Consider the following 20,370-nt stretch of genomic DNA (forward strand, 5'->3'; position numbering starts at 1 on the left):
TTTAACACGACAGGATTTAGGCCGAAATAAATCTCCGAACATGATCGGAGATTTCCCATGCGCGTTTTCCTGACTGGTGCGACCGGGTTCATCGGCTCGCGCATCCTTCCCGAACTTCTGGCGGCCGGGCATCAGGTGCTGGGCCTGACGCGGTCCGACGCCGGGGCGCGAGCCCTCTCGGCCCTGGGCGCCGAGCCCCATCGGGGCACGCTCGAAGATCTCGACAGCCTGCGCGCAGGGGCTGAGCGGGCCGATGCCGTGATCCACACCGCCTTCGACCACGAGTTCAGCAATTTCGTCGCGAACTGCGAGAAGGATCGGCGAGTCGTAACCGCCTTGGGTTCGGTTCTTCAGGGGTCCGACCGGCCGCTTCTCATCACGTCTGGCGTTGCGATCGGCGATCCGGGAACGGGTCAGCCGGCAATGGAATCGGTCTTCAACACCGATCACCCGATCCCCCGCATCGCGTCCGAGGAAGCCGGCAACGCCCTGCTGGACAAGGGCGTCGACGTTCGCGTCGTGCGGCTTCCGCAGGTTCACGACCCGGTCAAGCAGGGTCTCGTCTCGCCGCTCATCGAGAATGCGCGCGAGAAGGGCTTCGTCGGCTATGTCGGCGAGGGGAACAATCGCTGGTCGGCGGCTCATGTGCTCGATGTCGCCAAACTCTACGCCCTCGCGCTCGATCGCGGGCAGAAAGGCGCGCGGTATCATGCCGTCGCCGAGGAAGGCGTCGCCATGCGCGAGATTGCGGAGGCCGTGGCCCAAGGCCTCGGCCTTCCGACAAAGTCGCTCGCGACTGCGGACTCCCCGGCCTATTTCGGATGGCTGGCGATCTTCGCAGGGCTGGATATGCGCGCCTCCAGCGCGTGGACCCGGGACCAGCTCGGCTGGCAGCCGAGCGGCCCCGGTCTGATCGCCGACCTCCAGGCGATGCAGTACGCCCTGCCGACCGCGACGGCGTAAGGGTCAGGCTCCGGCGACGCCATGCTCGGGTCTGGCGTCGCCGGGCCGCCCCGGCCAAGCGAGGCGCGTCCGCGTCGCTGCTTCGGCGACGGCCGAGAAAGCGGCTACCGTTGGTCCGCGTTCCCGAGGCTGTCGAGCTGGCTGAGGTGATCCGAGCTCAATCTCAGCTCGGCTGCGGCGACGTTCTGATGAAGATGCCGGCGCTTCGACGTGCCGGGAATGACGAGGATGTTGGGGCTGCGCTGGAGCAGCCAGGCGAGCGCCACCGCTTGCGGCGTCCGGCCGAGGTCGCTCGCCACCTCGCTCAGGCGATCCGCCTGCAGCGGGGTGAAGCCGCCGAGCGGGAAATAGGGGACGTAGGCGATCCCGTCCGCGGCCAGCGCGTCGATCATCGCGTCGTCGGTGCGATGCACGAGGTTGTAGTGGTTCTGCACGCAGACGATCTCGGCGAGATCGCGGGCGGTCCGCAATTGCGCCTCGCTGACGGTGCTGATGCCGATATGGGCGAGAAGCCCCTCCTCCTGCATCCGCCGCATAATCTTCATCGGCGCGGCGACGTCGTCCTCCGGGCCGCCCATGCGAAGGTTCACGATGGACATCTGCGAGATGCCGAGCCGGTCGAGATTGTCCTCGACGGACTTGCGCAGGAAATCCTTGTTCCGCTCCAGAATCCACCCGCCCGCCTCGTCGCGCCAGGCGCCGATCTTGGTGACGAGAACGAGGTTCGCCGGATAAGGGTGGAGCGCTTCGCGGATCAGGCGGTTCGTGACATGGGGGCCGTAGAAGTCGCTGGTGTCGATATGGTCGATGCCGAGCGACAGGGCCTCGCGCAGGACAGCTTTCGCCTCCTCCGGGTCGCTCGGCTCGCCGAACACATGCGGGCCCGCGAGTTGCATCGCGCCGTAGCCCATCCGGTTGACGGAAAGCGTGGTGCCGGGAAAGGTGAAACGTCCGGCCGCAGAGGCCTTTGGGTTCGTGTCGGTCATGTCTGTCTCCTGCTTCATGGCGTGAAGATCGCCTTTTCCCGCGTTGTTGATAAGCCGGCCTCGGGCGAATAGCCTGTTCGGCATGGCGAACAATGACGCGCGACCCTCCCTCGACGATCTTCGGGTGCTCCTTGCGGTGACGGAGGCCGGAGGCTTTCGGCGGGCCGCTCGAAGCCTCGGCCTGTCGGTCTCCACCGTCAGCGAAACGATCACGCGGCTGGAAAGCAGCCTTGGCGTGCCCCTCATCAGCCGCACGACCCGAAGCGTCATGCCGACCGAGGCGGGGCGGCGCCTCACCGAGCGCGTCGCGCCACTGCTTTTCGAGGCGCGGGCCGCGCTGGACGAGGCGGCAAGCTCAGGCCCGGCGCTGCGCGGGCGGCTCAAGCTCAACGTGCCGGGCGCCGTCATGGTGGATATCCTGCCGCCGCTGATCGATCGCTACATGGCGGCCTATCCCGATGTCCGGATCGAGATCGTGGTGGAGGACCGGCTCGTGGACATTACCGCCGCCGATTGCGACGCCGGCATCCGCTATGGCGAGCATCTGGAGCAGGATATGATCGCCGTTCCGATCGGCCCTCGCCGACAGGAAGGGGCGCTCGCGGCCTCGCCCGCCTATCTCACGCGCCGTGGCCTCCCCGCCCATCCCAGCGACCTTCTCGACCACGACTGCATCCGCGTGCGGATCTCGGGCGCCGCGCTCGGCCCTTGGGAGTTCGAGCGCGAGGGAGTGGAACTCACCGTCGATCCGCCGGCGCGGCTGACCATGGGAACGGGTGGTGCGGCCGCCGCGATCGAGCTCGCGATCGCGGGCCACGGCATCCTCTACATGTTTCGCAACTGGCTCGATCCGCATCTTGCGAGCGGCGCTCTCGCGCCGATCCTGCCCGACTGGTGGCAGCCGTTCGACGGTCCGCGCCTCTACTTCTCGCGCCGCCTCGTGCCCGCGCCGCTGCGGGCCTTCATCGATCTGGCAGCCGACGAGCGTTCGCGGCAACCGTCCGCCTAGACGGGACTTGGGTTCCCAGCCGAACAGCGAGAAAGACCCGGCTGCGAAAGGACTCGCCGCCGGGTCTTTCGTCGTCATGACGAGAGATTTACGACGCGCCGGTCAGCCTTTCGGCGGCACGCCCGTGGGCATCTTGATGACCTTGCCGTCGGGCATGATGATGTCGCCGGGGCTCTGGCCGGCTTCGCAAGGGCCGATATAGCTGGCGTCGATCTCCATCTGGCGCCGGACGGGCTCCTTGGAGTCGGGCATTCCGACCAGCGTGGTGTCCACCTTCATATGGATCTTGCTGTCGAAGTCGCCGCTAATCGTGCTCTTTCCCGTCGCCGAGATCGGACCGATCTTGCATTCGGATTCGCTCTCATAGCCCGTCCCGGTCTTGACCAGGGTTTGCTTGGAGCAGTTCTGCCCTGCGCCGAAAGCGCCTTGGGCCAGTTGGTCCGTCTTTTCGTCGATGCATTGGCGGACCGTGACGTCGCCATCCGGCGATTTGGTCTGGGTCTCCCACAAGCCGGCCTTGCGGGGCGGCAGTGTCTCGGCCGCGACGGCCGAACCGAGTGTCGCCAACATCGTGGCGATGCAGGCAGTAGCAACACGAACTCGCATAAACGCTCCCTCGAATACCGTGGCACGAGCCACCGAGCGAGACAAAGCTAGGTTGTTCCCCCACACCGGCAAGCAAAACCGCCTCGATCGGGTCCGATCCGCAGCGGCGCAGAGCCGGTTCCGGGTCCCGTGTCGATCCCCTTGTCTCTGCCCGATCGCGTGGCTCGAATCCAAAAAAGGCGCGACGGTCTCTCGATCGTTTAGGGAACTAGAGACCTTCCGACCGAGTTATCACGAAAGCTTGAACAAGCCCGCGACGGTCCTGATCTGAAGGGAGACAGACGGGACATCGCGACCCTGCTGACGACGACGATTTCAACACCCCTCCCACGCTGCATTCGGAGATCATGATGCGTAAGACTGCAACGATCGCCCTGTTCGCCATCCTCACTCTCGCTGCCGGCCCGTCCTATGCCGCCGGCTGCCTCAAAGGCGCCGCGGTGGGAGCCGTGGGCGGCCATTTCGTCGGCAAGGGCCATTCCGTCGTGGGCGCGGCGGCCGGATGTGCCATCGGCCACCATCGCGCCAAGGTCGACGCCCGCAATCAGGCCAAGGAGCAAGCTCAGGCTCAGGCCCAAGCTCAGTCCCAGGCCGGTCAGCCGGCGCCGAAGAAGTAAGGCTTGGCTCAATTCGATATTGACGGAAGGGTCGGCGAGCGCCGGCCCTTTCCTTTTCTCACACCGATGGCGAACGGCTGAACCTCAGACGCGGGACGACGGAGACAGAAGCCGCAAGGGCAGCGTGGATGTCGGCGGCGTGTCCGGGTCGCATCGGGAACGAGCGCCGGCGCTTCGCAAGGTTTCCTCCAGCGCCCGCCGCTCGCGGTGAATGAACGCGAGCGCGGCGTCTCGCGATACGAAGAGCCCGCCGCAGCGATTGCATGGTCCTTCCACGAGCCAACATCCCCGTCCGTTCGGCCTCAGCGTGAAGGCCAGTGGGTCGAAGGCGCTCTCCCATTCGCGCAGGGCACTCATCGGGCGGCGACCTTCCGCTGAGCGGCACTGGGCGCCGCCTGCGCCTCGTCCAACATCTGGCGAACAGCCTCGACCTGCCGGCGCGCGGCCTGGCCGAGCGGATGCAGCGGGAGGCGAACCGTCGTCTCGCTTCCGACGGCATCCTGCAGAAGCTCTTTCAGCGCGGGCACGCCCTCCGCCTCCACGAGATCGGCAAGCGGCTTCAAACGCGCGGCGATATCTCGCGCTCGGGTGACATCCCCCTCCTCGATGGCCCGCCAGAGCGCGACCACCAGGCCCGGCGCGCAATTCGCGACGGCGCTGAACAGCCCGTCCGCCCCCAGCAGTCCGCAGGCGGCGGCCGTCGGCTCGTGAGCGGCCAGAAACGAGACGCCATGCCGTGCCCGGCTCATGCATTCGACATGCAGCGGGTTGGGCGAATGGTCGATGACGGAAGCCACCGTTCCGATGCCGGTCAGTTCCGCCATCTCCACCGACGACAGTCGGACCTTCGTCCTCGCCTCGTCGAACTCCAGAAGAAGCGGCAGGGACGTTGCGCTTGCGACGGCTTCAACATGGCGACGAATGCCGGGAAAGGTCGGCTTGTTGTAATAGGGCATGACAAGAACGAGCCCGTCCGCCCCGGCGCTGGTGGCGTCCATGGCGAGCGCGACGGACGCCGCCGTGCTGGGTGAACCGATGTCGGCCAGAATGGCCATCGGCCCCTTGGCGCCGCTCGCGGCCTCGATCAGCGCGATGCGCTCGGCGCGCGAAAGCGTGGACCCCTCGCCCGCCCATCCCGCGACCGAGAGCGCCGAGACGCCGCAGCGCGCTTGCCATCGCGCGAGGCAGGCGACGCGGAACGTGTCCACCCGCGACGCATGGCCGAGGCTCAAGTCGAAGCTGGAGGTGAAAGGCGTGATCAAGGACGTGACCACGCCGGTGAAAGCCGTACTCATCGAAGGAGATCGCTCCCGTTGTCTCGATGAGGGGAGAATTCGGCAGGACCGCATAAAGGGTCCATACGAGTTTTCGAAACGGGGACGCCGAAGACCAAATCTGTATCTGGCGAGAGAGGCGCGGCGCCTCGCCCGCGCCGCTTGCCTCGGGTTCAATGCAAGCCTCGGCCTCCGGAGCCGCAAGATACAAGCCCCTCTTTCCGACCCACCCCGTGCGGCTCGATGAAACGAGGCCGACATGTTCCCGAGAGGCAAAACCGCTCGCCGAACAACGGCAGCGATCCGGCTTACCCGCGCTCAGCGAGCAGACCCGAAGCCATCACGCGGAAGGCTTCGACAGCCCGTGGGAGAACGGACCGGGGCTCGTCGCTCGCCGCGACCCACAGGGCCGCATTCAGGGCCGCGCCGTTCAGGAGGCGCGCGACGGCTTCGACATCGACGGGTTTCAGCATCCCGTCCGCCATCAGTCTTTCGACCGCCTGTTTCGTCATTTCGAGGCAGGCGTTCTGGCTGGGCCAGTGGGACGGGTCTCCTAGAAAGGCCGGCCCGTCCAGAAGGACGATGCGCCGGATTTCGGGGTCGAGCGCCATCTCGATATAGGCCGCGCCTTCGGCGATCAGCCCGTCCCAGTCGCTTCCGGCGGACGCGGCGGCGTCTCGCGCCCGCGCCGCCATCTCGCCATCGACCTCGGCCACCACAGCGGCCAGCAGCCCCTTCTTGTCGCCGAATTTGTGATAGAGCGCGCCCCGCGTCAGCCCCGCCTCGGCGGTCAGATCGTCCATCGAGGCGGCGGCGAAGCCCTTTTCGGCAAAGGCGCGGCGACCCGCCGAAACCAGCTTGGCGCGATTTTCCTCCATCGTCTCGGCGCGGCGTCTGGGAACCATGGCGGGGTCCATCCTCGGCATAAGCATACGAGTCCGGTTGACATACGGGGCGTATGCGATAATTTCACATACGGGCCGTATATCATAGAAACCCGGCTGCACGAAGCCCCTTGGCCTTTCGAAGACGAAGGTCCAGCACCCCCCAACAAGGAACTCGTCATGACCAAACGCGACGCCGTCTTTCCCGCCGATCGCCACGCGCTCTACGAAGCCCACGGCTATTCCGCCGCGATCCGCTCGGCCGACCTTCTGTTCGCTTCCGGCCAAGTGGGCAGCCGTGCGGACGGGTCGCCGGAGCCCGACTTCAAGGAGCAGGTCCGGCTCGCCTTCGCCAATCTGAAAGCGACGCTGGCCGCCGGGGGCTGCACCTTCGACGACATCGTCGATGTTACGACGTTCCACACCGATCCCGAAAACCAGTTTCCGACGATCATGGAAGTGAAGACGGAGATCTTCTCCGAGGCACCCTATCCCAACTGGACGGCGATCGGCGTCAACTGGCTCGCCGGCTTCGACTTCGAGATCAAGGTCATCGCTCGCATTCCGGCAGGCGCGCACGCACCGTCTCGCTGAGCGTGCGAAAAGGAGCCGGACAATCCGTCGCGACCGCTCGACCCCGCTATGAGTTCGTCGCCTGCATGATGTAGGACCATCGGACGCGGCGCCGGCGCGCCGAGTGTCACTTAAAGCCCGGAGAGAATCGCATGAAGATCAGCGCTCGCAACCAGCTCAAGGGCAAGGTCGTCGAAATTACCAAGGGCGCGACCACCGCGCATGTGCGGATCGAAGTCGCGGGCGGCGCGATCATCACGTCGTCCATCACGAACGAGGCGGTGGATGCGCTCGGCCTCGAAGTGGGCAAGGACGCCTATGCCGTGGTGAAGGCGTCCGACGTGATGATCGCGGTCGACTGACCGAACCGAGACTTCACCGACACGACCCGGAATCAAGAGCTGCAGGCCGACGCATGCGTGAGCGACGCGTCGGCCTCAGTGGGCGGGGCTGCTCCGCGCCCTGTAGCTTCCCAGCAGGAAGAACACGGCGACGGCGAGGAATGCGAGAATCATCGCCGCGGTCGATAGAAGCGCCGTGTGGCTCTGACTGAAGGCGCGTTTCGCGGCGCCGATCAAGGCGGCAGCCTCCTCTCCGCCCATGCCATGGGCCACGAGAAACGCATCGCCGATCGAGCGGGACGCCTGCTCGGCGAGCGGCGGCGCGAGCTCGGGCGGCAGGTCGATCGAGGCGGCGAAGACCGCCGACATGAACACGCCGAAGATCGTGATGCCGAACCCGGTGCCGAGTTCGTAGGAGGTCGCCTCCAGCGAGCCCGCCGCGCCGCCCTTGGCCGCTTCCACCGATCCCATGATCGCGATCGAGGAGGCCGTCAGGCCGATGCTCAAGGTCAGGCCGAGCACGGCCAGCAGCGCGGGAACGGCGAGGCCGGGCTCGCCGAAATCGCTGAGGCCGAGGGCGCCGAGGCAGGCGGCGGCGATCAGCAGCGACACGCAGGCGACGCTCCGCAGGCCGAACCGGTTCGACAGCGTGCCCGCGACGGGACCTCCCAGCGCCGCCGCGACCATGATCGGGATCATGAAAAAGCCGGCCTGAAGCGGCGTCTTGCCCAGCACATATTGCAACTCCTGCGCCAGCGTCAGTTCGACCCCCGCCAGCGCGCCGGAGGCGACCACCGCCATGATGATGCCCGCCACGATGGCGGGATGCGAGAAGAGGGTCATGTCCAGCATCGGCGTCCTGGATCGAAGCTGCCAGCGCACGAAGATCGCAAGCAGAGCGGCGCCGGCGAGAACGATCAGCGCGATCAGCGGCAGCGGCTGCTTGGCGCCGAACCCGGCCTTGATGCCGTAGACCAGCAACATCATGCCGGCGATCAGGAGCAGCGCCTGCCCGATGGGCCATCGCCCGGGCATCGTCGCTTCGCCCTTGGGCAGAAGCAGGGCGCAGGCCGGCGCGACGACGAGCATGACGGGCACGTTCACCAGAAAGACGGAGCCCCACCAGAAATGGGCGAGAAGCCCGCCCCCGATCAGCGGCCCGACGGCCGCACCGGCCGCGCCGACCGTGCCCCAAAGGCCCAGCGCCATCGCGCGCTCGCCATCGTCCTCGAAGGTCTTGCGGATGATCCCGAGAACGCTGGGCATAACCATCGCGCCGCCCATCGCCAGAAGGCCGCGCGCCGCGATCAGCAGGCCGGCGCTGGTGGAGAAGGCGGCCAAGGCCGAAGCGAGCCCGAAGACGACGAGCCCAAGCAGCAGGATTTTTCGCGCACCCACCTTGTCGGCCAGCGTTCCCATCGGCACGACCAGCCCCGCCATCAGCAGCGGATAGATGTCGATGATCCAGAGCACCGCGTTGGCCGATGCGCGCAGATCCTGCGTCAGGGTCGGCACGGCGACATGGAGGATCGTCATGTCGAGGACAACCGGCAGAAAGGCCAGCATGACGGCGAGAAGGGTGAGCCAGCGTCTGGGATCGGGCTGTTGGGCAGTCATGGCGGATCTCTATCCCGGTTGCGCCGCGTTATATAAATACATACGTATGGATTTCAACGAGAATTCATCCGAGAGCGGAGAGCCGGACGCATGGGACGAAAGCCGACCATCACGCGCGAAACCCTGCTCGACGCGGCGGAGGCGATCGTGCGGGCCGAGGGGCCGCAGGGCCTGACGATCGACCAACTGGCGAAAGCCGCCGGCATCTCGAAAGGCGGGGTGCAATATTCCTTCGCCTCGAAGGATGCCCTGGTGAAAGCGCTGGTGGACCGCTGGACCGACCGGTTCGACCAGATGCTCGAGCCCGATCGCGCGGCGTCACCGGCGGAGTTCGTCAGTCGCTACATCGCAGCCTTGCGGTCCTCGCAGAACGCGATGGACGCCAAGATGGCCGGGCTCATGATCGCCTATATCCAGAACCCGGAGAACCTCAGCCAGACGCGGGCGTGGTATCGCTCGATCTTCGATCGGCTGGCGGGCGACGCGCCGGAGGCCGAGGCCGCGCGCGTCACCTTTCTTGCGGTCGAGGGCCTGTTCCTCATGCAGATCATCGGCTTGAGCGAAGACGGCATTCCCTCCTCCCTGCTCGATGATGTCGAGCGCGTTCTCTCCCGCCTTCTCGACCGCCCTCTCTGACCGGCCTCTATCGGATTGCAGCAGGGCGATCTCTCGGGCCCTTGCATATTAGAATCTCCTAAATTAGATATCCCTCAACAAAGGGAGTATCGCAATGGATGGACTACAGGCGTTCGAGGAGAAGGCGGCCGAGGTCGCCGCGATCCTGAAGGCCGTGGCCAACGAGCGACGGCTGATGCTGCTGTGCAAGCTTCTCGACATGGGCGAGGCGACGGCGGGCTCGCTTGCCGAGGCCATCGGCCTGTCGCAGTCGGCCCTCTCGCAGCATCTCACCGTGCTGCGCGAGCAGGGCATCGTAGCCTATCGCCGCGAAAGCCAGACGCTCTGGTACCGCATCGCCGACCCCCGCATCTCGGCGCTTTTCGCAACGCTCCAGGGCCTGTTCTGCCCGCCCGCCGACAAGGCGGGCGACCCGGAGTCCGAGGGGCGCCTCGGCGCGTAGGAGAAAGACGTTGGATCATTTCACCCCCCTCCCCGCCCTCTCTGGCGGCCTCCTGATCGGCCTGTCGGCCGCGCTTCTCCTTCTGGCGAACGGGCGCGTCGCCGGCATCAGCGGCATTCTCGACGGCGTGCTGAAGCCCGCCGGTTCCGAGTTCGAATGGCGCGCCGCCTTTCTCGTCGGCCTTGTTACAGCCGCCCCGTTGCTGATGTTCGCCGGCGTCGCACGGCCTCCCGTTTCGATCGACGTCACGCTGCCGGTCGTCGCGCTCGCCGGGCTCCTGGTCGGGTTCGGAACGCGGCTCGGGTCCGGCTGCACCAGCGGCCATGGCGTCTGCGGCGTCGCGCGCGGCTCGCGCCGCTCGCTCGTCGCAACGCTGACCTTTATGGCGAGCGCCATGGCCACCGTCTTCCTCGTCCGGCACGGAATGGGGGGCTGAGCGATGGCGCGCGTTCTTCTCGCTCTTCTGTCCGGCCTCGTCTTCGGCGCGGGTCTCGTCGTGTCGCAGATGGTCGTGCCGGCCAAGGTTCTCGGCTTTCTCGACATTTTCGGCGCCTGGGACCCGAGCCTCGCCTTCGTGATGATCGGCGCGATCCTCGTCGCCGCGCCGGCCTTCGCGCTGGCGCGGCGGATGGAGCGGCCTTGGCTCGGCGAGCGCTTCGAACTCCCCGCGCGGCGCGAGATCGATCGGCGCCTTCTGGCTGGCGCTGTCGTGTTCGGCATCGGCTGGGGTCTCGTCGGCCTCTGCCCCGGCCCGGCGCTCGCCGCGCTCGCGCTGGCCCCCGCCCCGGCGCTCGTCTTCGTCGCCGCGATGGTCGCGGGAATGCTCCTCCTTCGCCTGATGCCCGCCCCGCGCTCGGGGCCAAGCGCCATCGCGCCCAAGCGGAGGGCGGGCGCATGATCGCGCTGCCCTTCACGCTGGTATCCGGCGCCATGCTGGCATTGAGCGCCGCGTCCGGCGGCCTTGTCGGGCTGGTGCTCGGCCTGTTCGGCGGCGGCGGCTCGATCCTCGCCGTGCCGCTTCTGGTCTATGTCGTCGGAATCCCGTCGCCTCATGTCGCGATCGGCACGAGCGCCGTCGCCGTCGCCGCCAGCGCGCTCGGCAATCTCTGGCCGCATGCCCGCGCCAAGCGGGTCAAGTGGCGCTGCGCGGCGGTGTTCGCGCTCGCCGGGGTCGCCGGCTCTCTGGCGGGCGCGACGGCCGCCAAGGCCGTCGACGGCGAGCGGCTTCTGACGCTGTTCGGCCTGGTCATGATCGGCGTCGGCCTCGCCATGATGCGTCGGCGCGGCACGCAGGGCGATCCCGCCGTTCGGCTGACATGGGAAACCGCGCCCCGCCTTCTGCCGATGCTGATCCTCATCGGCTTCGCGGTCGGCCTCTTCTCCGGCTTCTTCGGCATCGGCGGCGGCTTCCTGATTGTGCCGGGGCTGGTTCTCGCCACGGGTATGCCGCTCGCCTTCGCCATCGGCACCTCGCTCGTCGGCGTCGCGGCCTTCGGGGCGGCGACGGCGGCAAGCTACGCCGCTTCCGGCCTCGTCGACTGGCCGCTCGCCCTTCTCTTCGTCGCCGGCGGTCTCGTCGGCGGCTGGGCCGGCGCCGCGCTCGGCGCGCATCTGTCGGGTCGCAAACAGGCGCTCGGCCTCGGTTTCGCGCTGCTCGTGGTCGCGGTCGGTCTCTTCATCGTCGCCAAGGGGCTTCCCGCCCTTCTCGGCTGACGCAGCCCATCCCCGAAAGCCCAGCCCATCCCAGAAAGGGAGACTTCGCATGGAATCGCCCAAACCCGCCCCGCTCGCGGGCAAGCCGATCGTTACGGGCTTCTTCGACGATCGGACCTTCAGCGTCCAGTATGTCGTGGCCGATCCACTGACGCGAGCCTGCGCCATCATCGACCCCGTGTTGGACTTCGAACCCAAGTCCGGCGCGACCGCCACCGGCTCGGCCGACGCGATCCTCGCCTTCATCGAGCGCGAGGGGCTGACGCTCGAATGGATCCTCGACACCCATCCCCATGCCGACCATTTCTCGGCGGCGGGCTATCTCCACGACCGGACGGGCGCGCCGACCGCGATCGGCGAGAAGGTGCGCGGCGTTCAGAGGCTATGGCAGGGCCTCTACCATATCGAGGGATGCTGCCCGGCCGACGGCTCGCAGTGGAGCCGGCTCTTTGCCGACGGCGAGCGCTTCAGCATCGGCGCGCTGGAGGTCGAAGTCCTGTTCACCCCCGGGCACACGCTGGCCTCGATCGCCTATCGGGTGGGGGACGCCGTGTTCGTTCACGACACGCTGTTCATGCCGGACGGGGGAACGGCGAGGACCGACTTTCCCGGCGGCAGCGCCGGCGCGCTGTGGGACAGCATCCAGCGCCTTCTCGCCCTGCCGGGCGATACGCGCGTCTTCACCGGCCACGATTACCAGCCGGGCGGGCGCGAGCCGCGCTGGGAATCCACGGTCGAAGAGCAGCGCCGCACCAACATCCATCTGGTGCGGGCGCCGACGCGCGAGGCCTTCGTGAGCTTGCGCGAAGCGCGCGACCGCGAGCTCGCCATGCCGAACCTCATCCTCCATTCGCTGCAGGTCAACATCCGGGGCGGCCGTCTGCCCGAGCCCGAAAGCGACGGGCGGCGCTATCTCAAGATCCCGCTCGACAGGCTGGAAGGCGCGGCCTGGTGAGTCCAGCGGGAGGGAGCCATCGGGTTCTCTCCCGCCCTTCCGCCGTGAGGATGGCCACCGGAAGCGCTTCAGCCAATCCGCGCGCCGACCTGTTCCGCCTGGGGCTCGACGTCGAAATCCGTCTCGTCCGCCCGCACCGCCAGCGTGGCCGCGTCCTGCGCCGTCAGCGCGCGGAGCGAGTAGCGCCTTGCCAGTCCGGCGCAGACCATGAGCTGGATCTGGTGGAACAGCATGATCGGCAGCACGATCATGCCGACCTGCGGCCCCGCGAACAGAACGCTCGCCATGGGCAGCCCGCTCGCGAGCGATTTCTTGGAGCCGCAGAAGATCAGCACGATCTCGTCCTCCACGGGAAACCGCAGGACATATCGGCTGACGAGCGTGGTGACGGCCAAGACGAGGCCGAGAAGCACGGCGCAGAGGAGGACGAGCACCGCCAGATCCGCAAGGGCGAGGCGGTGCCAGATGCCGCTCGCGACGCCGGCGGAGAAGGCGACGTAGATCACGAGAAGGATCGAGCCGCGATCGAGAAGGCCGAGCCCCTTCTTGTGCTTGAGCACGAAGGCGCCGATCAGCGGGCGGAGCAGCTGGCCGGCCACGAAGGGCGCGAGCAGTTGCAGAACGATGTCGAAGAGGATGTCGAACGAGAAGCCGCCCGATTGGGTGTGCAGGAGAAGCGCTACCAGCGCGGGCGTCACGAAGATGCCGAGGAGGTTGGACGCGGACGCCGCGCAGAGCGCGGCGGCGACGTTCCCTTGCGCGATCGATGTGAAGGCGATCGAGGACTGCACGGTGGACGGCAGGACGCAGAGAAACAGGATGCCGGCATAAAGCGGCTCTGACAGGACGCTGGGAACAAGCAGGCCGATGGCGAGCCCCAAGAGCGGAAACAGGGCATAGGTGCTGAGCAGCACCGCCGTATGCAGCCGCCAGTGCCGCAGGCCCGCGAAGGCAGCCTGCGGCGAGAGGCGGGCACCGTAGAGAAAGAACAGGAAGGCGATCGCGAGCTTTGCCGCAAGGCCGGCGGCCACCGCCCCTTGCCCCGACGCCGGCAGAAGCGAGGCCAGGGCCACGACGCCCAGCATGAGCGCGATATAGGGATCGATCGGCAATCGCTTCAGCAAGGCTTGTGTCCTTCGCGGCAGGGTCGGGGTTCGTCGGCGCAGGCGCGTCAGGCGGCGCTGGTGACGAGGCGCGTGTCGAGATAGTTTTCGATGGCCTCCGAGCCGCCTTCGGACCCGTAGCCGGAATCCTTAATGCCGCCGAACGGCAGTTCGGGCAGCCCCAGCCCATGATGGTTGATCGACAGCATGCCGCTTTCGACGTCACGGGACAGGCCGGAGATCGTCCTGGCCGAAGTGGTGTAGGCATAGGCCGCCAGTCCGTAGGGAAGGCGGTTGGCCTCGCGCACGGCCTCCTCGTAGGTGTCGAAGCGGTTCACCAATGCGAGCGGGCCGAAGGGCTCCTCGTTCATGGCGCGCGCGTCCAGCGGCACGTCGGCCAGCACGGTCGGCTGGAAGAAGTTGCCCCGGTTGCCGATCCGGCTTCCACCCGCTACCAGCCGCGCGCCGCGCGACACGGCGTCCGCCACCAGCGTCTCCATTGCCTCGACCCGCCGGCGGTTGGCGAGCGGCCCCATCGCGGTGCCCTCCGCCAGCCCGTCGCCGACCTGAATGGCCGATGCCGCTTGCGAGAACCCGCTGAGAAACGTCTCGAACGCGGCGTCCTGCACCAGGAAGCGCGTCGGCGCCACGCAGACCTGGCCCGCGTTGCGGAACTTCGATCCCGACAGCACCTTCACCGCCAGCGCCAGATCGGCGTCCTCGAAGACCAGGGCCGGGGCGTGGCCGCCGAGTTCCATGGTCGCCCGTTTCATATGAAGGCCCGCGAGCGAGGCGAGGTGCTTGCCGACCGCCGTCGACCCCGTGAACGAGATCTTGCGAACCACGGGATGGGCGATCAAGTAGCCGGAAATCGTGGCGGGATCGCCATAGACGAGATTGACGACGCCGGCGGGCACGCCGGCGTCGGCGAAGGCCCGGATCAGTTCGGCGCAGCTCGCCGGCGTTTCCTCCGGCCCTTTCAGGATCACGGAACAGCCGGCGGCCAGCGCGGCGGAGACCTTGCGCACGGCCTGGTTGAGAGGGAAGTTCCACGGCGTGAAGGCGGCGACCGGACCGACCGGATGCTTCACCACCATCTGCGTGACGTTGGGCGCGCGGGCGGGAACGACGCGGCCGTAGGTCCGGCGCGCCTCCTCGGCGAACCAATCGATCGTGTCGGCGGCGCCGAGCGTCTCGATCCGCGCCTCGCCAAGCGGCTTTCCCTGCTCCATCGTCATGAGGCGGGCGATGCTCTCGGCGCGCTCGCGCAGGATGTCGGCCGCGCGGCGCATGAGCTTGGAGCGGTCCAGCGGGCTGGTGAGGCGCCAGTCCCGGAAGGCGCGCTCGGCCGCCAGAAGTGCCTCGTCCAGATCGCCTTCGCGCGCGTGCGCCACGGTGCCGATCGTCTCGCCCGTGCTGGGGGAGACGACCGCCATCCGCTCGCCCGTGCCGTCGCGCCAACGCCCGTCCACGAACAGATGCGTATCGGAATATCCGCTCATTTTCGTCTCTCCTCGTGCTGCCGGCCCGGTCAGAAACCGAGGGCGCAGCCGTCCTTGCGATGGTCCGAGCCGCCCAGCAGCGCGCCGCTGTCCCAGTCGATCCAGATGCCCTGCGATCCGCCGATCGCCCATTTCGGCGGCTGAACGGAGAACCCGCGCCGCGTCAGCTCCTCGCCGATGCGCAGGCGCAACCGCTCCTCGATCTCCACCACCTTCGTTCCGGGCAGCGGGAAGAGGCGCGGCAGGTCCATGGCGCTTTGCAGGTCCATTCTGTGGTCGAACAGCTTGGACAGGATGTGCGCATGACCCATGGCCTGATAATGGCCCCCCATGACGCCGAAACTCATCACCGTGCGCCCGCTCCGCGTCACCATTCCGGGGATGATCGTGTGCATCGGGCGCTTGCGCGGGCCGATCCGGTTGGGATGGCCGGGCGCCATCGAGAAGCTCTGGCCGCGATTGTGCAGGAGCACCCCGGATTTGGGCGCCAAGATGCCGCTGCCATAGGGATGGAAGATCGAGTTGATGAAGCTGACGGCGTTGCGGTCCCGATCCACCACCGAGATATAGACCGTGTCGGAATGCTCCACCGCATCCAGAACGGGAAGCGGGTCGATCGCACGCGAGAGGTCGATCTCGGCCGCGAGCCGGTCCGCTAGTTCGTCCGACAGGAGATGGTCGACGGGAACGTCGCTGACGCTCCGGTCCGCCACGAAGGCGTCGCGCGCGGCATAGGCGAGCCGCGTCGCCTCGACCTCGACATGGATCGCGTCCACGTCGAGCGGGTGGGACCGGACGGGAAAGCGCTCCAGGATCTTCAGGATCATCAGCGCGACGATGCCCTGGCCGTTCGGCGGGCACTCGTGCACGGTCCACCCGCGATAGGTCACGCTGCACGGCTCGACATACTCTCCCGCCGCCTCGCCGAAATCCTCCAGCGTGTGCAGGCCGCCGAGAGCGGTGAGCCGGTCCACCATGTCCTCGGCCACGGCGCCGCGATAGAAGGCGTCCCTGCCGTTCTCGCCGATCGCCTCAAGCGTGGCGGCGAGTTCCCTCTGCCGCTGCAGCGTCCCGACGGCGGGCGTTTCGCCGTTCACGAGAAAGAGTTCGCGCGCCACGGGGTCGGCGGCCAGCATCTCGCGCTGGCCCTCGATGTCGTGGGCGACGCGCGGCGTGATCGCGTAGCCTTCCCGCGCCATGGCGATGGCGGGCGACAGGATCTCGCGCATCGGCATGCGCCCGTGATCGGAAACCAGCCGGGTCCAGGCATCCACCGCGCCCGGCACGGTGACGACGTGCGGCGAAGAGCGATCCAGCGTGGTGACGCCAAGCTCCGCCAGCCGCTCGGGCGTCAGAGCGGCGGGCGTGCGTCCCGAGCCGTTGAAGGCGAGGACACGGTCGCCCCCGCCGGGCGCCAGCAGCGCGAAACAGTCCCCCCCGACCCCGGTCGAGCCCGCTTCCACCACGCATTGAACGGCACAGGCGCCGACCGCCGCGTCCACCGCGTTGCCGCCGGCCTTCAAAATCTCGACGGCCGTCAGCGTCGCGGCGGGGTGCGACGTCGCCGCCATCCCGTTCCGGCCGACCGCAAGCGAACGGCCGGGCTCTTCGAAATTGCGCATGTTCACTCCATCATCCCCATGTCTTGCGGCCGCGACGCCGACCCGCCGCGCCGCCCGGCCCCTCGGCGTTTCAGGCCATGACCGACTGGCGAACCCATTCGGCCGTGTCGTCCAACGCCAGTTCGATGCGGTCGAAGAGATCGTCGATCTCGGCTTCGGTTATAATCAGCGGCGGGCAGAGATTGACCGTGTCGCCCAGCGCCCGCGTGATGACACCGTGCGCCTGCGCGCGTTTTCCCGCATGGACGGCCACGGCGAATTTGGGGTCGAACGGCTCCTTGGTCGCCTTGTCGCGCACGAGTTCCAGCGTGCCGATCAGGCCCATGCCCCGCGCGTTGCCGACCAGCGGATGGGCACCGAGCGCGCGCAAGCGCGCCTGAAAGCGCGGGGCGATGGCGCGGACATGGCCGACGATGTCGCGCTCCTCGTAGATCTTGAGGGTCTCCAGGGCGACCGCCGTCGCCACGGGGTGGCCGCCATAGGTGAAGCCGTGGCCGAACGTGCCGATCTTCTGGCTTTCCGAGACGATCGCGGCCTGGATCTTCTCGTTGATCATCAGAGCCGAGATCGGCTGGTAGGCAGCGGACAACTGCTTGGCCATGGAGATCATGTCCGGCTTCATGCCGAAGGCCTCGGACCCGAACAGGGTGCCGAGCCGCCCGAAGCCGCAGATCACCTCGTCGGCGATCAGCAGGATGTCGTAGCGGGCGAGAACCGCCTGGATCTTCTCGTAATAGGTCGGCGGGGGCACGATGCAGCCGCCCGACGCCATCAGCGGTTCTGCGAAGAAGGCCCCGACCGTCTCCGGCCCCTCCTTGAGGATCAGGGCTTCCAGCTCTTCGGCGCAGCGTGTGGCGAAAGCCTCCTCGCTCTCGTTCGGCAAGGCGTATCGGTAGTGGAGCGGGCAGGACGTGTGCAGGACGCGGTCGATCGGCAGGTCGAAGTCGCGATGGTTGTTGGGAAGGCCGGTCAGGCTCGCCGAGGCGATCGTCACGCCGTGATAGGCCCTGACGCGCGAGATGATCTTCTTCTTTTCGGGCTTGCCGATCGCGTTGTGATAATACCAGACCAGCTTCATGGCCGTGTCGTTCGCCTCGGAGCCCGAATTGGCGAAGAACACTTTCGACATGGGAACGGGGGAGAGGGCGAGCAGGCGCTCGGCCAGCTCGATCGCCGTCTCGTGCGACTTGCCGCCGAACGAATGGTAGAAGGGAAGCTGCTCCAGCTGCCGGATCGCGGCATCCACGAGCCGCCGTTCGCTGAAGCCGAGCGAGGCGCAGAACAGGCCGCTCAGCCCTTCGATATAGCGATTGCCGTCCGTATCGATGATGTGGATGCCATCGCCGCCAGCGACCACGAAGGGCCCCTCTTCCAGATGCTTGGCGGCATTGGTGTAGGGGTGAAGGACGTGGGCGACGTCGCGCGCTTCGAGGGAATTGGGGATCGCTGGCACGATGGCCTCCGGGAATTGAGCGGGCGGACGAGCCTTGGCCCGGCGCATGGTCGGTCTTGAGCTGTTGGGGAAAACGCTGGCCGCATGACGGCCCGGCGGCCCGGTCTCGCCGAGCCGCCGAACGGAGGATTCGGGCGTTACTTCGCCGTGGCCTTGAACCACTTGTCGGACAGCTTATCGATTGTGCCGTCGGCCTTGGCGGCGGTGATCGCCTTGTCGAACTCGGCTTTCAAAGCCGCGTCGTCCCTGCGCAGGCCGACCGCGATGCCCTGGCCGAAGACGTCGCCCTCGAAGGTCGGGCCGGCGATCTCGTAGCCGGCGAAATCGGGCTTGCCCAGCATCGCGTCGAGCGAGGTCTTCTGGGCCACGACGCCGTCGATGCGCCCGGCGGCGAGATCGAGATTGTGCTGCTCGACGGTCTTGTATTCCCGCACCTCGACGGCGCCCTTCAGATACTTCTCCAGGAAGGCGACGTTGGCGGTCGAGCTCTGGGCGCCGATGGACTTGCCCTCCAGCGCCGCGCGCAGCGGCTTCAGCTCGCTCTCGACCTTGGCGGGATCGGCCGCGAGATCGACGCTCGTCCCCGTGCCGGGAAGGCCGGCGAGTGCGCCGCCCTTCTCCACCATGAAGGCAGCCGCGGTCGGCGCATAGGGTTCGCTGAAGGAGATGGCCTGCTTGCGTTTGTCGGTGACGATCATGGACGCCATGATCGCGTCGAACTTGTGCGCGTTGAGCGAGGGAATGAGGCCGTCCCAGTCCTGCGCCACCACGGTGCAGGTGACCTCCATGCGCTTGCAGAGGTCGGCGGCCAGATCGACCTCAAAGCCCTGAAGCGTGCCGTCCGCCGCCGTGAAGTTCCAGGGCTCGTAGGCCCCTTCCGTGGCGATGGTGACGGTGGTCGGCTTGGTCTGCGCCGGAGCCGCCACGGTGGATGCGAGCAACGCCGTCATCGCGGCGAGAAGCGGAAATCTGCAAGAAAGCATCGGATCACCTTCGATGGACGCCGGCGGGTTGAGGCGCGCGGCTGGGGAGGAAACGGGGCCGCGTCGGCGCGAGGCTCGGCGGGCGGCGGTGGCGAGGCAAAGGCGTTCGAGCGGGCCTTTGGCGGAGAGCTTCATGGTGTTCGCGGCGGCATCGTTTGCTGGGTCGAACATCGGGCATCGCTCCAACCGGCGCCGGGGCGACAACCGGACTTGCCTTTGTTTTCTACAATCGGTCAATATGCCTATTGCGTGGGACATCCAATGTTGGGTACATAATCGTATCCAATTTGACGAGGCAAGAGAATTTGTCAGCACCCGCCTTGCTCCCCGATGGTGTCGATGCGACCGACAAGCCCCACCAGCTCGACAAGACGGGACGCGGAGCCTTGACCACTAACGATCCATCGGAGACCCAATCCGTCCGGCAGGCGACCTATCTCCAGCTCAAGGACCTGATCCTGAGCGGCCGGGTCCGCCCGGCCGAGCGGCTGGCGGAAAGTGCGCTGGCCAAGCGCTTCGGCGTCAGCCGCACGCCGCTTCGCGAGGCGCTGATGAAGCTGGAGCGCGAAGGGCTCGTGGTCGGGGAGCGCAACGTCGGCTACACCGTGGCCGATCTCGATGTCGGCGCGGTCTGCGACCTCCTGCGCGTTCGCGAGGCGCTCGACATCTGCGCCGCCGAGCTGGCCTGCGCCCGCGCCACGGACGAGGACCTGGCCGAGATTTCCGGCATCGTCGACGAGATGGCGGCGCTTCGCTCCAGCTCGGGAATGACGGCGTCCGATCAGGCCCGCAATCTCGAACTCGGCCTGTACATCCACAAGGTCATCGCCCGCGCCACGCGCAACGAGGCGCTTCTGCGCGTCAGCGAGCAGATCTACCAGCAGCTGCAGCTGGCGCTCTGGCTCGAAGTGCTCTGGATCGACCTTGCCGATTCCGATCTCGCCGAGCACCGCGCGATCGCCGATGCGCTGAAAGCGAGGAATCCCGAGGCCGCCGCCACGGCCGCGCGGGACCATGTGCAAAGCTCGCTGCGCAACATGATGAAGCTCGAGGAACTGATGAAGCACAGGCGCCCGCCCACGGGCGCCTGA

The 20,370-nt window shown here is 67.3% G+C and carries 22 protein-coding genes; 12 read left to right on the forward strand and 10 right to left on the reverse strand.

The window, feature by feature from the left end; genetic code table 11:
- Positions 1–57 precede the first annotated feature (57 nt).
- The gene (locus AUL32_RS18580) at positions 58–963 is read left to right on the forward strand and encodes an SDR family oxidoreductase (RefSeq protein WP_062118296.1); all 906 of its coding nucleotides are present in this window, start codon (positions 58–60) and stop codon (positions 961–963) included.
- Positions 964–1,067: 104 nt separating this feature from the next.
- Here AUL32_RS18580 and AUL32_RS18585 read toward each other — a convergent pair whose 3' ends face one another.
- The gene (locus tag AUL32_RS18585) at positions 1,068–1,949 is read right to left on the reverse strand and encodes an oxidoreductase (RefSeq protein WP_062118390.1); all 882 of its coding nucleotides are present in this window, start codon (positions 1,947–1,949) and stop codon (positions 1,068–1,070) included.
- An 82-nt stretch (positions 1,950–2,031) separates the two neighbouring features.
- On the opposite strand from AUL32_RS18585, the gene AUL32_RS18590 reads away from it, so the two are divergent.
- Positions 2,032–2,958: a LysR family transcriptional regulator gene (locus tag AUL32_RS18590; protein ID WP_062118298.1), complete on the forward strand. Its 927-nt coding sequence runs from the start codon at positions 2,032–2,034 to the stop codon at positions 2,956–2,958.
- A gap of 102 nt (positions 2,959–3,060) precedes the next feature.
- Here the strand turns inward: AUL32_RS18590 and AUL32_RS18595 are convergent, their stop codons facing one another.
- Positions 3,061–3,609 (reverse strand): DUF3617 domain-containing protein, encoded by a 549-nt coding sequence (locus tag AUL32_RS18595; RefSeq protein ID WP_244497969.1) that lies wholly within the window; start codon positions 3,607–3,609, stop codon positions 3,061–3,063.
- A 305-nt stretch (positions 3,610–3,914) separates the two neighbouring features.
- Between AUL32_RS18595 and AUL32_RS18600 the strand changes: the two genes are divergently transcribed.
- Complete coding sequence (locus tag AUL32_RS18600) at positions 3,915–4,181, forward strand: hypothetical protein (protein WP_062118391.1); 267 nt, start codon at positions 3,915–3,917, stop codon at positions 4,179–4,181.
- A gap of 353 nt (positions 4,182–4,534) precedes the next feature.
- Here AUL32_RS18600 and AUL32_RS18605 read toward each other — a convergent pair whose 3' ends face one another.
- Positions 4,535–5,476, reverse strand: coding sequence for a dihydrodipicolinate synthase family protein (locus tag AUL32_RS18605; protein WP_062118302.1), 942 nt, complete (start codon positions 5,474–5,476; stop codon positions 4,535–4,537).
- 287 nt (positions 5,477–5,763) lie between these two features.
- The gene (locus AUL32_RS18610) at positions 5,764–6,360 is read right to left on the reverse strand and encodes a TetR/AcrR family transcriptional regulator (protein WP_062118303.1); all 597 of its coding nucleotides are present in this window, start codon (positions 6,358–6,360) and stop codon (positions 5,764–5,766) included.
- 159 nt (positions 6,361–6,519) lie between these two features.
- Between AUL32_RS18610 and AUL32_RS18615 the strand changes: the two genes are divergently transcribed.
- The gene (locus AUL32_RS18615) at positions 6,520–6,933 is read left to right on the forward strand and encodes a RidA family protein (RefSeq protein WP_062118305.1); all 414 of its coding nucleotides are present in this window, start codon (positions 6,520–6,522) and stop codon (positions 6,931–6,933) included.
- Between the two features lie 131 nt (positions 6,934–7,064).
- Positions 7,065–7,274, forward strand: a complete 210-nt coding sequence (locus AUL32_RS18620; RefSeq protein WP_061978592.1) for a TOBE domain-containing protein — start codon at positions 7,065–7,067, stop codon at positions 7,272–7,274.
- 75 nt (positions 7,275–7,349) lie between these two features.
- On the opposite strand, the gene AUL32_RS18625 is transcribed toward AUL32_RS18620, so the two are convergent.
- Entirely contained in the window at positions 7,350–8,870 is a 1,521-nt protein-coding gene (locus tag AUL32_RS18625) for an MFS transporter (protein ID WP_062118306.1), read from the reverse strand.
- 90 nt (positions 8,871–8,960) lie between these two features.
- On the opposite strand from AUL32_RS18625, the gene AUL32_RS18630 reads away from it, so the two are divergent.
- The 6 genes from AUL32_RS18630 (at position 8,961) to AUL32_RS18655 (ending at position 12,616) form a co-directional block, all read left to right on the forward strand.
- Positions 8,961–9,506, forward strand: coding sequence for a TetR/AcrR family transcriptional regulator (locus tag AUL32_RS18630; protein ID WP_062118309.1), 546 nt, complete (start codon positions 8,961–8,963; stop codon positions 9,504–9,506).
- A gap of 94 nt (positions 9,507–9,600) precedes the next feature.
- On the forward strand, positions 9,601–9,948 hold the full coding sequence (locus AUL32_RS18635; protein ID WP_062118312.1) for an ArsR/SmtB family transcription factor: 348 nt from the start codon (positions 9,601–9,603) through the stop codon (positions 9,946–9,948).
- A 10-nt stretch (positions 9,949–9,958) separates the two neighbouring features.
- Positions 9,959–10,384, forward strand: coding sequence for a YeeE/YedE family protein (locus AUL32_RS18640; RefSeq protein WP_062118316.1), 426 nt, complete (start codon positions 9,959–9,961; stop codon positions 10,382–10,384).
- Positions 10,385–10,387: 3 nt separating this feature from the next.
- Positions 10,388–10,846 (forward strand): YeeE/YedE family protein, encoded by a 459-nt coding sequence (locus AUL32_RS18645; RefSeq protein WP_062118319.1) that lies wholly within the window; start codon positions 10,388–10,390, stop codon positions 10,844–10,846.
- The gene (locus AUL32_RS18650) at positions 10,843–11,661 is read left to right on the forward strand and encodes a sulfite exporter TauE/SafE family protein (protein ID WP_062118322.1); all 819 of its coding nucleotides are present in this window, start codon (positions 10,843–10,845) and stop codon (positions 11,659–11,661) included. The genes AUL32_RS18645 and AUL32_RS18650 overlap by 4 nt, the downstream gene beginning before the upstream one ends.
- A 49-nt stretch (positions 11,662–11,710) precedes the next feature.
- Positions 11,711–12,616: an MBL fold metallo-hydrolase gene (locus tag AUL32_RS18655; RefSeq protein ID WP_062118325.1), complete on the forward strand. Its 906-nt coding sequence runs from the start codon at positions 11,711–11,713 to the stop codon at positions 12,614–12,616.
- Between the two features lie 68 nt (positions 12,617–12,684).
- On the opposite strand, the gene AUL32_RS18660 is transcribed toward AUL32_RS18655, so the two are convergent.
- The 5 genes from AUL32_RS18660 to AUL32_RS18680 all read right to left on the reverse strand — a co-directional run bounded on the left by AUL32_RS18660 (position 12,685) and on the right by AUL32_RS18680 (position 19,246).
- Positions 12,685–13,737 carry a bile acid:sodium symporter family protein gene (locus AUL32_RS18660; RefSeq protein ID WP_202814416.1) on the reverse strand — a complete coding sequence of 351 codons (1,053 nt, stop codon included), beginning with the start codon at positions 13,735–13,737 and terminating at the stop codon, positions 12,685–12,687.
- 50 nt (positions 13,738–13,787) lie between these two features.
- The gene (locus AUL32_RS18665) at positions 13,788–15,221 is read right to left on the reverse strand and encodes an NAD-dependent succinate-semialdehyde dehydrogenase (RefSeq protein ID WP_062118328.1); all 1,434 of its coding nucleotides are present in this window, start codon (positions 15,219–15,221) and stop codon (positions 13,788–13,790) included.
- 29 nt (positions 15,222–15,250) lie between these two features.
- Positions 15,251–16,843, reverse strand: coding sequence for a gamma-glutamyltransferase family protein (locus tag AUL32_RS18670; protein ID WP_062118330.1), 1,593 nt, complete (start codon positions 16,841–16,843; stop codon positions 15,251–15,253).
- A gap of 70 nt (positions 16,844–16,913) precedes the next feature.
- The gene (locus AUL32_RS18675; RefSeq protein ID WP_156421524.1) at positions 16,914–18,296 is read right to left on the reverse strand and encodes an aspartate aminotransferase family protein; all 1,383 of its coding nucleotides are present in this window, start codon (positions 18,294–18,296) and stop codon (positions 16,914–16,916) included.
- A gap of 137 nt (positions 18,297–18,433) precedes the next feature.
- Entirely contained in the window at positions 18,434–19,246 is an 813-nt protein-coding gene (locus AUL32_RS18680) for a lysine/arginine/ornithine ABC transporter substrate-binding protein (protein WP_374700967.1), read from the reverse strand.
- 419 nt (positions 19,247–19,665) lie between these two features.
- On the opposite strand from AUL32_RS18680, the gene AUL32_RS18685 reads away from it, so the two are divergent.
- A complete protein-coding gene (locus tag AUL32_RS18685; protein ID WP_062118395.1) occupies positions 19,666–20,370 on the forward strand; it encodes a GntR family transcriptional regulator in 705 nt (234 codons plus the stop codon).

It is taken from the genome of Aureimonas sp. AU40 (assembly GCF_001463785.1).
Lineage (GTDB): Bacteria > Pseudomonadota > Alphaproteobacteria > Rhizobiales > Rhizobiaceae > Aureimonas.